Annotated in this window: 17 protein-coding genes; 8 read left to right on the top strand and 9 right to left on the bottom strand. The window is 58.0% G+C overall.

The window, feature by feature from the left end; translation table 11 throughout:
* The first annotated feature begins 28 nt into the window (after positions 1-28).
* Positions 29-1,273: a lipoprotein-releasing ABC transporter permease subunit gene (locus KVG95_RS24920; protein ID WP_217858282.1), complete on the top strand. Its 1,245-nt coding sequence runs from the start codon at positions 29-31 to the stop codon at positions 1,271-1,273.
* A 125-nt stretch (positions 1,274-1,398) separates the two neighbouring features.
* On the opposite strand, the gene KVG95_RS24925 is transcribed toward KVG95_RS24920, so the two are convergent.
* Positions 1,399-2,748 carry a heavy metal sensor histidine kinase gene (locus tag KVG95_RS24925; RefSeq protein WP_217858283.1) on the bottom strand — a complete coding sequence of 450 codons (1,350 nt, stop codon included), beginning with the start codon at positions 2,746-2,748 and terminating at the stop codon, positions 1,399-1,401.
* Entirely contained in the window at positions 2,748-3,428 is a 681-nt protein-coding gene (locus tag KVG95_RS24930) for a heavy metal response regulator transcription factor (protein ID WP_217858284.1), read from the bottom strand. The genes KVG95_RS24925 and KVG95_RS24930 overlap by 1 nt, the downstream gene beginning before the upstream one ends.
* A gap of 154 nt (positions 3,429-3,582) precedes the next feature.
* Between KVG95_RS24930 and copI the strand changes: the two genes are divergently transcribed.
* Both copI and queF read left to right on the top strand, forming a co-directional pair.
* Positions 3,583-4,110: a copper-resistant cuproprotein CopI gene (gene copI / locus KVG95_RS24935; RefSeq protein WP_217858285.1), complete on the top strand. Its 528-nt coding sequence runs from the start codon at positions 3,583-3,585 to the stop codon at positions 4,108-4,110.
* Between the two features lie 61 nt (positions 4,111-4,171).
* Positions 4,172-5,002, top strand: coding sequence for an NADPH-dependent 7-cyano-7-deazaguanine reductase QueF (gene queF / locus KVG95_RS24940; protein ID WP_217858286.1), 831 nt, complete (start codon positions 4,172-4,174; stop codon positions 5,000-5,002).
* A gap of 170 nt (positions 5,003-5,172) precedes the next feature.
* Here queF and KVG95_RS24945 read toward each other — a convergent pair whose 3' ends face one another.
* Positions 5,173-5,436, bottom strand: a complete 264-nt coding sequence (locus KVG95_RS24945) for a DUF4404 family protein (RefSeq protein ID WP_217858287.1) — start codon at positions 5,434-5,436, stop codon at positions 5,173-5,175.
* A 109-nt stretch (positions 5,437-5,545) separates the two neighbouring features.
* The gene (pcrP, locus tag KVG95_RS24950; protein ID WP_217858288.1) at positions 5,546-6,166 is read right to left on the bottom strand and encodes an HAD superfamily inactivated hydrolase PcrP; all 621 of its coding nucleotides are present in this window, start codon (positions 6,164-6,166) and stop codon (positions 5,546-5,548) included.
* 202 nt (positions 6,167-6,368) lie between these two features.
* On the opposite strand from pcrP, the gene KVG95_RS24955 reads away from it, so the two are divergent.
* Positions 6,369-7,058, top strand: coding sequence for an MlaA family lipoprotein (locus KVG95_RS24955; RefSeq protein WP_052965480.1), 690 nt, complete (start codon positions 6,369-6,371; stop codon positions 7,056-7,058).
* A 71-nt stretch (positions 7,059-7,129) separates the two neighbouring features.
* On the opposite strand, the gene KVG95_RS24960 is transcribed toward KVG95_RS24955, so the two are convergent.
* Complete coding sequence (locus tag KVG95_RS24960) at positions 7,130-7,429, bottom strand: PilZ domain-containing protein (protein ID WP_052965481.1); 300 nt, start codon at positions 7,427-7,429, stop codon at positions 7,130-7,132.
* Positions 7,430-7,706: 277 nt separating this feature from the next.
* On the opposite strand from KVG95_RS24960, the gene rssB reads away from it, so the two are divergent.
* Both rssB and rssC read left to right on the top strand, forming a co-directional pair.
* Positions 7,707-8,888 (top strand): two-component system response regulator RssB, encoded by a 1,182-nt coding sequence (gene rssB / locus KVG95_RS24965; protein WP_038979995.1) that lies wholly within the window; start codon positions 7,707-7,709, stop codon positions 8,886-8,888.
* Positions 8,888-9,370, top strand: coding sequence for an anti-sigma factor antagonist RssC (gene rssC / locus KVG95_RS24970; RefSeq protein ID WP_007897104.1), 483 nt, complete (start codon positions 8,888-8,890; stop codon positions 9,368-9,370). Before rssB ends, rssC begins: the two co-directional genes overlap by 1 nt.
* A 341-nt stretch (positions 9,371-9,711) precedes the next feature.
* Here rssC and tal read toward each other — a convergent pair whose 3' ends face one another.
* Both tal and dusA read right to left on the bottom strand, forming a co-directional pair.
* Positions 9,712-10,638: a transaldolase gene (tal, locus tag KVG95_RS24975; protein WP_217858289.1), complete on the bottom strand. Its 927-nt coding sequence runs from the start codon at positions 10,636-10,638 to the stop codon at positions 9,712-9,714.
* Between the two features lie 178 nt (positions 10,639-10,816).
* The gene (gene dusA, locus KVG95_RS24980) at positions 10,817-11,827 is read right to left on the bottom strand and encodes a tRNA dihydrouridine(20/20a) synthase DusA (RefSeq protein WP_217858290.1); all 1,011 of its coding nucleotides are present in this window, start codon (positions 11,825-11,827) and stop codon (positions 10,817-10,819) included.
* A gap of 102 nt (positions 11,828-11,929) precedes the next feature.
* Here dusA and KVG95_RS24985 point away from each other — a divergent pair, with 102 nt between their 5' ends.
* Entirely contained in the window at positions 11,930-13,054 is a 1,125-nt protein-coding gene (locus tag KVG95_RS24985) for a tyrosine-type recombinase/integrase (RefSeq protein WP_217858291.1), read from the top strand.
* Position 13,055: 1 nt separating this feature from the next.
* On the opposite strand, the gene KVG95_RS24990 is transcribed toward KVG95_RS24985, so the two are convergent.
* A complete protein-coding gene (locus KVG95_RS24990; RefSeq protein WP_217858292.1) occupies positions 13,056-13,331 on the bottom strand; it encodes a pyocin activator PrtN family protein in 276 nt (91 codons plus the stop codon).
* 56 nt (positions 13,332-13,387) lie between these two features.
* Here KVG95_RS24990 and KVG95_RS24995 point away from each other — a divergent pair, with 56 nt between their 5' ends.
* Entirely contained in the window at positions 13,388-13,651 is a 264-nt protein-coding gene (locus KVG95_RS24995) for a hypothetical protein (RefSeq protein WP_217858293.1), read from the top strand.
* A gap of 42 nt (positions 13,652-13,693) precedes the next feature.
* On the opposite strand, the gene KVG95_RS25000 is transcribed toward KVG95_RS24995, so the two are convergent.
* Positions 13,694-13,987 (bottom strand): hypothetical protein, encoded by a 294-nt coding sequence (locus KVG95_RS25000; RefSeq protein WP_217858294.1) that lies wholly within the window; start codon positions 13,985-13,987, stop codon positions 13,694-13,696.
* Between the last annotated feature and the right edge of the window lie 12 nt (positions 13,988-13,999).

Genomic DNA, 13,999 nt, shown 5'->3' on the forward strand with positions numbered 1-13,999 from the left:
CTTTTATTTTTATACGGTGCCCCAGCGAATGTTCAGACCGTTATCGATCTTTATCGGCACGCGCTATACCCGCGCCAAGCGCCGCAATCGCTTTGTTTCCTTCATCTCGATGACCTCGATGATCGGCCTCGCCCTGGGCGTGCTGGCGATGATCGTGGTGCTGTCGGTGATGAACGGCTTCCAGCGCGAAATGAGCTCGCGCATCCTCGGCATGGTGCCCCACGCGACTATCGTCGGCGTGAACCCTATCGACGATTGGCAGCCGGTGGCCGCCGCGGCGATGAAGAATCCTGAAGTGACGGCGGCGGTGCCGTTCACCGAGATGGAAGGCATGCTGTCCTACAAGGGCACGATGCAGCCGATCCAGGTCAGCGGTGTCGATCCGGCGCTGGAAGGCAAGGTCTCGATCGTTGCCAAGCACATTGTTCAGGGACGTCTCGATGCCTTGAAGCCGGGCGAGTTCGGCGTAGTGGTCGGTGAGATCACCGCGCGACGTTTTCGCTTGAATGTCGGCGACAAGATCACCCTGATCGTGCCGGAAATCAGCAGCGCACCGGGTGGGATTACCCCGCGCATGCAGCGCCTGAACGTGGTCGGTGTGTTCAAGGTTGGCGCCGAGCTGGACGGCTCGATGGCGCTGATCCACCTCGCCGATGCCGCGCAGATGCAGCACTGGCAGCCGAATCAGGTGCAGAGCGTGCGCCTGGCGGTGAAGGATCTGTACGCCGCGCCGCAAGTGTCGAGCGACATCGCGACCGGCTTGGGCGCTGCCTACAAGGCTGACGACTGGACCCACACCCAAGGCAGTCTGTTCAACGCGATGAAGATGGAAAAAACCATGATCGGCCTGCTGTTGCTGATGATCGTCGCGGTGGCGGCGTTCAACATCATCGCCACCCTGATCATGGTGGTGAACGACAAGGGCGCGGACATCGCAATCCTGCGCACCATCGGCGCGACGCCTCGGCAGATCATGGCGATCTTCATGGTGCAGGGCACGGTGATCGGGGTTGTCGGTACCTTGATTGGCGGCGTGCTGGGTGTGATCGCAGCGCTGAACGTCAGTGAGCTGGTGGGCTGGATGGAGCGGGTCAGCGGGCAGCACATCTTCAGTTCCGATGTGTACTTTGTCAGTAACTTGCCGTCGGAGCTGCAGGGCGCGGATGTGTTGTTGATCTGTTCCGCCGGTTTCATCATGAGCTTTTTGGCGACGGTGTATCCGGCGTGGCGGGCGGCGAAAGTCGAGCCGGCTACTGCGTTGCGGTATTCGTAAGCCGTTACATCGCCTTCGCGAGCAAGCCCGCTCCCACATTGGATCTGAGTCGGTCACAAATTTGTGATTCAACTCGGTCAAATGTGGGAGCGGGCTTGCTCGCGAAGGGGCCAGACATGCCGCCCTCAATCCCCCTTCGGCAACTCAATCACAAACCGCGTCCATCCGTTATCCGATTCGCAATGAATCTGCCCGCCATGGGCGCGGATGATCGACTGGGTGATCGCCAGCCCCAACCCCGCATGCTCACTGCTGCCTTCACGACGCGCCGGGTCTGCCCGGTAGAAGCGGTCAAACAAGCGCGGCAACAAGTCTTCAGAAATCCCTTCACCATTGTTTTCAACAGTCAGGTTCAAGCCTGCCGGCTGCTCGACAATTTTCACCCGCACCTCGCCACCGACCGGGGTAAACCGCAACGCATTGTCCAGTAAATTGGACAGCGCCCGACGCAGCATGCTGCGGTCGCCCTGCATGCTCGCGCTGCCGTCACGACTCAACTTCACCTGAGCGTCCTCGGCCAACGGTGCAAAGAACTCCAGCAGCACATCGGCTTCCTCCGCCAGTTCCAGCGGTTCACGTTTGGGCATCAGCAAGCCATGGTCAGCCTTGGCCAGGTACAACATGTCATTGACCAGTTGCGCCATCCATTGCAGTTCTTCGAGATTGCTGTGCAGCGCTTCGCGGTAATCCTCGATGGGGCGAGGGCGGGTGAGGGTGACCTGAGTATGGGTCAGCAAGTTCGACAGGGGGGTGCGCAGTTCATGGGCGATGTCGGCAGAGAAGGCCGAGAGACGCTGAAAAGAGTCGTCGAGGCGTCCGAGCATGGCGTTGAAGCTGTAAGCCAATTCCTCGAGCTCTGGCGGCATGTCTGCTTCTGGCAGACGAGCATTGAGCGATTGCGCCGACACGCCGCTGGCGACCGCGCTCATACGCCGCAGCGGGCGCAAACCACTGCGCGCCGCCCAGGCACCGAGCAGGGCAGTGGCCAGCGCTGACAAGCCGACGGTCAGCCAGATCAGATGCTGCATGCGTTGCAGAAAGTGTTGGTGATGGGTGATGTCCAGCAGCAAGGTCAATTGCGGTGAGTCGGGTTTGTCGGGGAACAGCGGTGCATTCAGGACGCGATAGTCGGTGCCGTCGTTGCTCATCGTCGACAGGCCTGGTTGGAGCGGCAAGTCTTTGGGTAAACGGTCCGAGCTGTCGTACAAGCGTTGGCCGTCACTGCCAATGATGCGCAGCGAAAGATCGGCTTGTCGGCTCAATTCATCGGCCAGTCTGGTCTCGCTTTCGCTGGACTGGATGTCATCCAGCGCCCGGCGCAAGCCAATCAGCTTGCCATCCAGCAACTGCTGGTCCAACTCGACAAAGTGCGCCTCGCTGGCGCGACTGAACAACACCCCGGCGAACAACGACACCACGGCAGTGCAAGCTGCGAACAGCAGCGCCAGACGATTGCTTAGTGAAAGTCGGCGCATCAGGCAGGGCGCTCTTCAAGGACGTAGCCCATGCCGCGCACGGTGTGGATCAGCTTGTTCGGGAAATCATCGTCGATCTTCAGGCGCAAACGGCGGATCGCCACTTCGATAACATTGGTATCGCTGTCGAAATTCATGTCCCACACCTGGGAAGCGATCAGCGACTTGGGCAGAACTTCGCCTTGTCGCCGCAGGAGCATTTCCAGCAGGGCGAATTCCTTGGCGGTCAGGTCGATGCGCTGACCGTTGCGCTCGACCCGGCGGCGGATCAGATCCAGGCGCAAGTCGGAAAGTTGCAGGCTGGTTTCCTGAGGCGTGGCGCTTCCGCGACGTAGCAGACTGCGAACCCGCGCCAGCAGTTCGGAGAAGGCGAACGGTTTGACCAGATAGTCGTCGGCGCCCAGCTCAAGGCCGTGGACCCTGTCCTCTACCGCGTCTCTAGCGGTAAGAAACAGTACCGGTGTGTCGAGACCAGCGCCGCGCACCGCTTGCAGAATCTGCCAGCCATCGCGACCAGGCAGCATCACATCGAGAATCAACAAGGCGTAATCGCCGCTCAACGCCAATTGCTGGCCGGTGTTGCCGTCTGCCGCCAGTTCGGTGGTGAACCCGGCCTCGGTCAGGCCCTGGCGCAGGTAGTGGCCGGTTTTCGGTTGGTCTTCGACGATCAGCAGTTTCATGGGCGACTCGGGCAGTTGGAACAGGTGCGTTATACCGTGGGCGGCGGCGAAGCAGGCCTACCTGACAAAGTTGTAATTTGTCTGTCAGGTGGTTGGCAGTACCCGCAGCTTAGAGTTTCCCACAAGCTGAACCTCATCTTGTTGGAGCGCGACTATGTTTTTGCACAATCGTCTGGTACTGGCTGCTTGCTTACTGACTCTGAGCCTGGGGCTTGAGGCTTCCCCCGCGCATTCCTATGACTTCGGTCAACCAGCGACGGCCGCCAAGGCTACCCGCAGCGTTGAAGTGGTGATGGGCGACATGTCCTTCACTTCCAAGGCGATGGATATCAAGGCCGGGGAAACCGTGCGTTTTGTACTGGTGAATAAAGGCCAGTTATTGCACGAATTCAACCTCGGCGACGCGGCGATGCATGCCCGGCACCAGCAGGAAATGCTCCAGATGCAGCAAAGCGGCATGCTTATGCCCACAGGGATGAAGACCATGGACCACGGCTCCATGGGCCATTCTTCCGAAGGGCATGGGATGAAACACGATGACCCGAACAGCGTGCTGGTGGAACCAGGCAAAACCGCCGAGCTGACCTGGACGTTCACCAAGGCCGCCCACCTGGAATTTGCCTGCAATATCCCCGGCCACTATCAGGCCGGTATGGTCGGCAAACTGACAGTCAGTCAGTAAGCACTCAAAGGCGGGAGCAAAGGCTGGTAGAATCCGCTGATTCTTCAGTCAGGTTTCCGCCATGCATCCCGCAGCCGAACACTCGCCGCTGGGCAAATCCAGCGAATACATCGCCACCTATACGCCGTCCTTGCTGTTCCCGATCCCGCGCACCGCGAAATGGGCCGAGCTGGGCCTGACGGCTGAAACCCTGCCGTACAAGGGTGTGGACTTCTGGAACTGCTTCGAACTGTCGTGGCTGTTGCCATCCGGCAAGCCTGTGGTGGCGATTGGCGAATTCAGCATTCCGGCGGATTCGCCGAACATCATCGAATCGAAGTCGTTCAAGCTGTACCTCAACTCGCTGAACCAGACAGCGTTTGCCGATACCGCAAGCCTTGAAGCGACACTGGCGAAAGACCTCTCGGCCGCTGCTGGCAAACCGGTGGGCGTGCGGATTCGCAGCTTGAAAGATGTTGAGGCAGAAGGCGTCGTGGCGTTGCCGGGCGTGTGCATCGATGACCTGGACATCAGCGTCAGCAACTATGAACATCCGCGTCCGGAACTGCTGCGGTGCGATGAGTCGCTCATTATTGAAGAGAGCGTGCACAGCCATTTGCTCAAATCCAACTGCCCGGTTACCAGTCAACCGGATTGGGGCAGCGTGGCGGTGGAGTATCGCGGCGCGGCGCTGGACCATGCGAGTTTGCTGGAATACATCGTGAGCTTCCGCCAGCACTCGGACTTCCATGAGCAGTGTGTGGAGCGGATTTTCCTCGACCTGCAACGGTTGCTGAAACCAGAGAAACTGACGGTGTATGCACGGTATGTGCGTCGCGGTGGGTTGGACATCAACCCGTATCGCAGCACCGAAGAAGTGCAACTGCCGAACCATCGCTTGGTCCGTCAGTAAAGCTCCAATGTGGGAGCGGGCTTGCTCGCGAAGACGTCGGCACATTCAACATCAACGTGCCTGCCAGACCGCTTTCGCGAGCAAGCCCGCTCCCACAAGGGATTGCATTTCAGGTCGCAGACATTAAAAAGCCCCGCTATCGATAGCGGGGCTTTTTGCATCTTGCGGGTTCAGATTCCCATATTGGCCAAGGCTTGCACGATGTTGCGCAAGGTGCCGGCAAGGGTCGGGTGTTCGAGTTCGAAGCGCTCGACGGCCAGGTTCACATTGTCGGCGAGGTTGGTGTCCTGGGTTTTGGTTTCGAGTTCAAGTTCCAGTTCGATCTGTTCCATCAGCGCGTGCAAGTCTGCGCGTTCGGCTTCGGTCAGCGGTGGATTCTGTTCCAATTGCTCGCGCAGTTTGTTGAGCTGTTCTTGCAGTTCGCGGGCAGGCATGGCGTTCTTCCTTTTATCGATAGGCACTGGCATAGACCGCAGCGGCGCGCCAAAGGTCTATGGCTGACCTTTAGATTAATCCACTCCCGGGCAAACTGCATGATCTCGATCAGGGCTTTTCGCCCTTGAGCCGGCGCAGGCTGATATCGGCCAGGCAAGTGTCGAGTTCGCCCAAATGATCGATCACCGAATGCACGCCCAGGCCGAACAGTTGCATTGTCGCCTTGCCGCGCAGGTGTTCCCGTTCCTTTTGACTCAAGGCCTGCCATTCGCTGGGGGCCAGCCCGCACAGCGAGCCGCAGGACGCCAGGCCAATGGTCCACAACCCGGCATTCAGGCCCGATTGCAGAAGACGCGGTTCGCCGCTGACCAGCACGCAACCGTCCAGACGTTCGACATTCAACGCCATCAACGCTTGCCAACAGGCGTTCGGGGCCGGCCATGGATTGATTGTTGCCGGGTGTTGCGAAGGCTTGATCCAGCCCGGGAGTGCCGCGGCCAGAGAGTGGCTGAGGGCGGGGGGCAGTTCATCGAGCCAGGCGCAAGGAATCTGTTGGCGCTGCAAGCTGGACAGACTATCCAAAGCGCCGAGCGTGACTTCGGTATGTTCGGCAGTCAGTGTGCCGGCTTGACGAGTGCGTGCGCCGAAATCCACCAGACATCCACTGAGGCCGAACAGTACAGCGGTCAGGTTGGGAGCGATGAGAGGCGAGGTTTCGGCGCGCGGCATGTCAACATCCTTGAAATAGTAACAAGGCTATTCGTGGACGGTGACAGTTGAGTGACACTGATGTGAATCGCTCCCAGCCAGGAAGAATTCATCCGGGGGGCGTCGCGCACGATGCTGCCTAAACCGGGTTATCCGTCATATACTAGCGGCCTTTGCGCCTGGGCCAAGCCCCCGCGCCAGTACGAATCCAAGGAGTTTCTCTATGCGCTGGAGCAATCGACTCGCTCAGCTTTGTATGTGTGCCAGTGTATTGCTGGTTCCGTTTGCGGCTCAGGCTGCCACGGAAGAAGATCCTTGGGAAAGCATTAATCGCCCGATCTACAAGTTCAACGATTTTGTCGACACTTACGCACTGAAGCCATTGGCTCAGGGCTATCAATTCGTCACGCCGCAGTTTCTGGAAGATGGCATCCACAACATGTTCCGCAACGTTGGTGATGTGACCAACCTCGCCAACGACGTGTTGCAGGTCAAACCCGCCGCGGCAGGCGTCGACACTGCGCGTTTGATCTTCAACACCACCTTCGGCCTGCTGGGCTTCTTCGACGTGGGCACCCAGATGGGCCTGCATCGCAATGATGAAGACTTCGGCCAGACCCTCGGTTATTGGGGAGTGGGCAGCGGCCCATACTTGATGCTGCCGCTCATGGGGCCAAGCACCTTGCGTGATGCGCCTTCCAAGTATGTCGACGGCTATACCGGCCCGTACCGCTACATCCACGACGTGCCGGTGCGTAATTCGATCTTCGGCCTGAACATCGTCGACACCCGCGCCAACCTGCTGTCGGCCGAGAAGCTGGTCAGCGGCGACAAATACACCTTCATTCGCAATGCGTACCTGCAAAACCGCGAATTCAAAGTCAAGGACGGCCAGGTTGAAGACGATTTTTGATCTCGACCGGTAAACGAAGAAGGCGGCCATTTTGGCCGCCTTCTTTCGTTTGGCTTTGCGGGTTAATCGGGTTATTTCATCTTCAGGATTGTAAGCCCGAGTTTCTGATTACCATCGTCCTGTGCTTTCACCCATACCACCTCGGTGTCGGCCTCAAGGCCTTTTAGCGCCGCATGATCGGAATCGATCCGCACACTGAGCCGGTCACCGACCTTGAATAAGCGGGGCGCTTCAACCTGCATGCCGCTGCTGGAAAGGTCGATACAGACGGCTGGCACCTCGTCGCCTTCATGAATCAGCGCCACATCGGCATCTACCCGCATGCGGATGAAATCGCGCTTTTCGCTGTAGTCCCGCTCAGTTTGGCTCATGGGCTCGATCCTTCCTTTGGGTTACGGTTTTGCCTGTTCTTATAACTCCCGGTGATTTGACAAGTAAAGACGTCAAGCGACCATCGGCGTGAGCTTGAAACGCCTCGCGGATGGGAGTACCGTCTGCGCCTTAGAAGGGCACCTTTGGTGGACCTGTGAGTAGGGCAAACGCTCGAAAACGGTGCAATCAGAGAGGCTAGAAAGCGAATCCAGTAGTGTGTGCGGGGGCCAATGCCCAGCCTGCTACGCCAACCTAATTCTGGCGCCGTTTGCCCACATGCCAAAAACCAGTGCCACGCTGCTGATAATCGATGATGACGAAGTAGTGCGCGCGAGCCTCGCGGCCTACTTGGAAGACAGTGGTTTCAGTGTCCTGCAGGCCAGCAACGGCCAGCAGGGTCTTCAGGTATTCGAGCAAGACAAGCCCGACTTGGTCATCTGCGATCTGCGCATGCCGCAGATGGGCGGACTCGAACTCATTCGCCAGGTCACCGAGCTGTCGCCGCAAACCCCGGTGATCGTGGTATCGGGCGCCGGCGTGATGAACGACGCGGTCGAGGCCCTGCGCCTGGGCGCGGCGGACTACCTGATCAAGCCTCTAGAAGATCTGGCCGTGCTCGAGCACTCCGTGCGCCGGGCTCTGGATCGTGCGCGTCTGCTGCTGGAAAACCAGCGCTATCGCGAGAAGCTGGAAAAGGCCAACCGCGAGCTCGAAGCCAGCCTGAACCTGCTCCAGGAAGACCAGAACGCCGGTCGCCAGGTGCAGATGAACATGCTGCCGGTCAGCCCCTGGAGCATTGATGAGTTCCAGTTTGCGCACCAGATCATTCCATCGCTGTACCTGTCGGGCGATTTCGTTGACTACTTTCGGGTCGACGAGCGTCGGGTAGCGTTTTACCTGGCGGACGTTTCCGGTCATGGCGCCTCTTCAGCCTTCGTTACCGTGCTGTTGAAGTTCATGACCACGCGCTTGCTGTTCGAATCCAAGCGCAACGGCACATTGCCAGAGTTCAAGCCTTCAGAGGTTCTTGGTCATATCAACCGGGGCCTGATCAGTTGTAAGCTGGGTAAACACGTCACAATGGTCGGTGGAGTCATCGACGAGGAGACCGGTTTGTTGACCTATAGCATCGGCGGTCATCTGCCGTTGCCTGTGTTGTACACGCCAGACAGTGTTCGTTACCTGGAAGGGCGCGGTCTGCCGGTGGGCCTCTTCAATGAAGCCACCTACGAAGACCACGTACTGGAATTGCCGCCAGTGTTCAGCTTGACGCTGATGTCTGATGGCATTTTGGACCTTTTGCCAGAACCCACACTCAAAGATAAAGAAGCTGCTTTACCTCAACGGGTGAAGGCAGCGGGCGGCAGCCTGGATGGTCTGCGCCAGGTTTTTGGATTGGCCACGCTAGGGGAGATGCCGGATGATATCGCCCTGTTGGTGTTGAGCAGGAATCTTTAATGAGTACCGGTAGAATCCAGTTCGCCGAGCAGGACGGCACCTTCGTCCTGAAGTTCGTCGGTGAAGTTCGCCTGACCCTGTGTTCGGCGTTGGATGCGACTATTGAGCGGATCTTCACTGCGTTGAATTTCAACGCCATCGTGATCGACCTGACCGAAACCCGCAGCATCGACAGCACCACCCTGGGCCTGCTGGCCAAACTGTCGATCCTGTCGCGGCAAAAGGTCGGCCTGCTGCCGACCGTCGTCACCACCCACGAAGACATCACCCGTCTGCTGCAGTCCATGGGTTTCGAGCAAGTGTTCAACATCGTTGACCGCCCGATCCCATGCCCTGAATGCCTGACCGACCTGCCAGACCAGGATCAGTCCGAAGAAGTGGTACGCGTCAAAGTCCTCGAAGCGCACAAAATCCTCATGGGCCTGAACGACTCCAACCGTGAGGCGTTCCATGACCTGGTGAATGCGCTGGAGCGGCATTGACTCCCTAAAACGGTACGGGTCTGGTCCCGCGTAAACACACTATTGCGACCCACCACAAGTCCCCTGTGGGAGCGGGCTTGCTCGCGAAGGCGTCAGTCCAGTCACTACGATGTTGAATGTACAGGCCCTTTCGCGAGCAAGCCCGCTCCCACATTAGTCCCGCGTCGAACACACTATTGCGACCCACCACGAATCCCCTGTGGGAGCGGGCTTGCCCGCGAAGGCGTCCGCACACCCACCACGGCCATCAGCGCGAAGCCAACCCTATCCCCACTACCAAACGCACACAAAAAAGGGCGAACCCGCTAAGGTTCGCCCTTTTTGCATCGCTGCGAGCTAGATCACAGCTTGGCCTGCAACAACGCCTCAAGCTTCTCCTGATCCCGAGCAAACTGACGGATACCCTCAGCCAGCTTCTCGGTCGCCATCGCATCCTCGTTGGACAACCAACGGAACTGCGCTTCATTCAAGCTCAGACGCGCTTCACCGGCATGCCCAGGCGCCAATTTGCGCTCCAGCTTGCCAGTATCCGCCGCCAGCTTCTCCAGCAGATCCGGGCTAACGGTCAGACGATCACACCCAGCCAGCTGCTCAATCTGATTCAGATTACGGAAGCTCGCGCCCATCACCACAGTCTTGTAGTCATTGGCCTTGTAGTAGTTGTAGATACGCGTCACCGACTGCACGCCCGGATCATCCGCGCCGGTGTAGTCGTTGCCGGTGGCTTTCTTGTACCAGTCGTAGATGCGGCCCACGAACGGCGAAATCAGAAACACCCCGGCATCGGCACAAGCGGCAGCCTGAGCGAAAGAGAACAGCAGCGTCAGGTTGCACTGAATGCCTTCCTTTTCCAGCTTCTCGGCAGCGCGAATGCCTTCCCAGGTCGAAGCGATCTTGATCAGCACACGGTCACGGCCAACGCCGGCCTTGTCGTACAGGTCGATCAGACGGTGTGCACGCTTCAATACGGCGTCAGTGTCGAACGACAGGCGCGCATCCACTTCAGTGGAAATACGGCCCGGTACAACCTTCAGAATTTCTTGCCCTACCGCAACGCCAAAACGGTCGCTGGCCAGGCCCACATCGCCCTTGCAGTCGTGAACGCAAGCGTTCAGCAACTCGGCATAAGCGGGAATGGCCGCCGCTTTGAGCAGCAGGGAAGGGTTGGTGGTAGCGTCCACGGGTTTAACGCGAGCGATTGCTTCGAAGTCGCCGGTGTCGGCAACCACGGTAGTCATTTGTTTGAGTTGTTCCAGCTTGGAAGTCATGAGCGTGCTCTGTCCTATGGGTCTAATGACATTACCCGAGCGCTTGCAGCCACTCAAGGGCGCGTACGTGTATCGATGGCCCCAGCGGCAACAACCTGAAAACGGATGTTTGAAAGGCGGGGCGTGGTATCGGTAGATACGATGCTGAAATGGGGGACAGGTTCAACGTAAGCGACCGTTAACGCCCCTCCAACAACTCCGCCGCCTGATCCAGCAACGCCAAAGGCTCTTTGGCCTTATGAATATCCACCGACAACAATTGCCGAAACTTCCGCGCCCCCGGAAACCCGGTGCCCAGCCCCAGCACATGCCGAGTGATGTGATGCATCGCCCCACCCGCCAGCAGATGCTCGGCAATATAAGGCCGCAACTGCGCCAGCGCCTCGGCCCGACTGATCACCGGGGCTTTGCTGCCAAACAGCTGCTGATCCACCTCAGCCATCACATAAGGATTGTGATACGCCTCACGGCCCAGCATCACGCCGTCAAACGTCTGCAGATGCTCGTGACAAGCCTCCAGCGTCTTGATCCCGCCGTTGAGAATAATCTCCAGCTCCGGAAAATCCGTCTTCAACCGCGCCGCCACGTCATAGCGCAGAGGCGGAATGTCGCGGTTCTCTTTCGGCGACAACCCCTCCAGAATCGCAATTCGCGCATGTACCGTAAAACTCGTGCACCCGGCATCCCGAACCGTGCCGACGAAATCACACAACTCCTCGTAACTGTCCCGCCCATTAATCCCGATCCGATGCTTCACCGTCACCGGAATCGACACCGCATCCCGCATCGCCTTCACACAATCAGCCACCAACTGTGGATGCCCCATCAGGCACGCACCGATCATATTGTTCTGCACCCGATCACTCGGGCAGCCGACGTTCAGGTTTACCTCGTCGTAGCCGTGCTCCTGGGCCATGCGTGCGCAGGCGGCCAGATCCAATGGGACACTGCCGCCGAGTTGGAGCGCGAGCGGGTGTTCGGCTTCGTTGTGGCGCAGGAAGCGGTCGTGATCGCCGTTGAGGAGTGCGCCGGTGGTGACCATTTCGGTGTAGAGGAGGGCGTGCTTGGAGAGTAGGCGTAGGAAAAAGCGGCAGTGACGATCTGTCCAATCCATCATGGGCGCAACGCTAAACCGCCGAGACAGCGCAGAGCTTGTTTTATATGGGTTAGTGACTGTTTTAGCTAGCATTTTTCTCTGCGCGTTCTGGGCCGTTTTTGGGCGTTTTCAGGCGTTTTTTAAAGGCCGGTGGTAAAATGTACCACTCACTTTCTCATTTGTACCACTGGAACGATGGCAACCATTAGAGCAAGAAAGAAGGCCGACGGATCGGTCAGTTATACGGTCCAAATCCGCCTTAAAAACAAAGGGGTAATAGTTTACCAAGAGTGCCAGACCTTCGCCCGGAAACAGGCTGCCCTGGCATGGGCTCGAAAGCGCGAAGCGGAGCTGGACGAGCCAGGCGCGATCGAGCGGGCAAATCGCAAAGGCACCACGGTCAAGGAGATGATCGACCGTTATTTGATTGAGATGGAGAAGGTCCGGCCTTTGGGTAAGACCAAGCTCGCCACGCTCAAAGCGATCAGCGAATCATACCTGGGTAAATTGAATGACCAGGACATCAACAGTCAGCAGTTGGTGGAGTATGCGCTGTGGCGGATGGGCAAGGAGGGCGGGAATGTACAGCCTCAGACGGCTGGTAATGATTTGGCGCATTTGGGCGCGGTGCTGTCGATTGCTCGGCCTGCTTGGGGCTACGAAGTCGCTCCGCACGCAATGACGGATGCCCGGCGGGTGTTGAAAAAGCTGGGGTACAACATGAAAAGTCGTGAGCGCGACCGACGCCCGACGTTGGATGAACTCGACAAGCTACTCACGCACTTTGAGGGTATCCAAGCCCGTCGCCCAACGTCGATCAACATGCTCAAAATGACCGGGTTTGCGTTGTTCTCAACTCGCCGGCAGGAAGAAATTACGCGGATCCTGTGGACGGATCTGGATGAAGTGGGCCAGCGGGTATTGGTGCGCGACATGAAAAACCCCGGCCAGAAGATCGGTAACGATGTCTGGTGCCATTTACCGCCGGAAGCCTGGGCCATTCTCCAAACCATGCCGAAGGTACTGCCTGAGATATTTCCGTACAGTGCAGAGTCCGTATCCACATCCTGGACCAGGGCTTGTCAGATACTTGCTATCGAAGATCTGCACTTTCATGACCTTCGCCACGACGGCGTTAGCCGGCTGTTCGAAATGGACTGGGACATTCCTCGGGTAGCGAGTGTATCGGGGCATCGCGATTGGAACTCAATGCGGCGTTACACCCACCTTCGTGGACGCGGTGACGCCTACGAAAACTGGAAATGGTTCGAGAAAATCCTACAGGCGCCCGTAAAATTGGGCGCCAGGACACTGAAGTGAATTAGCTACTGCGTGGCGCGCGGTTCAGCTGATTGTTCTCTTTGACGGCTGCGGCGCGCTGAGCATCCAGGTATTCGGAAAGGTCCGTGATGTGAATACCCTTTGCGCTCTTTTGGCTTGGCTCCATGCGCGTGATGGGAATCTTGATTTGCCCGGCCCCCACCTTTCTCTGGAACATGTCCGTGGTGAGATGAGTGAAGTAATCCTTACAGACTCGCTCCAAGGGAATGACCACCTGACCGTTGTATTGGGCCATGAGGACAAATAACGTTTTCATAGTGTTGCTCCTTCAAGTGAGAAAGTCCGAACAGTTGTTTCGTGCTTAGTCGATGAATGGCCAGCCAACAGCTGAGCTACAACGGCGAATTCGGCCGCATCAATGTCGCCAAGCTCCTTGGCGAAGCCGGTAAGGCACTCAAGACGGATCCGCGCATCGTCGGTTTTCCGCACCTGGTAATCGAACAACGCAGTGCCGACAATCCGAATTGCCATCAGATGCCGGGCGGACTGGGCGTCAATGTTGGCCAATGTGTTAGCCTTCGAATCGCTGCTGCTTTGGTGCTGTGCTTGCATGGTATTGCCCTCAGTGGTGGTTGATGTCGGGGAGGGCCAACTCCTCGACATCGCTTCTCTTGTCCGTCAGTCCTGGCGAGCCAGGTGGATAACCAGGTCGGTGTAATCAGGATCTTCCTCAGTGCATGCTTGCCACTCCAGCACGCTCAAAATCTGCTGAGGACTGCACTCGTCTACCAGGATCTCGCGCTGGCCAGCTGCAGCACGAACTTCCAGAATCTGCAGCAAACCATTCTCGCCATATGCACCTGCCTGAATGACCGGGTGGCTTTTGCCCATCCATTCCAGTCGATCCTGGATTTCCAGCAGCTTGCTCGTTTTGCCGTCGCCGGCATTGCCCATAAAGATTTGGATTTGCATTGGTGCAGCCTC

It is taken from the genome of Pseudomonas farris (assembly GCF_019145235.1).
Taxonomy (GTDB): domain Bacteria; phylum Pseudomonadota; class Gammaproteobacteria; order Pseudomonadales; family Pseudomonadaceae; genus Aquipseudomonas; species Aquipseudomonas farris.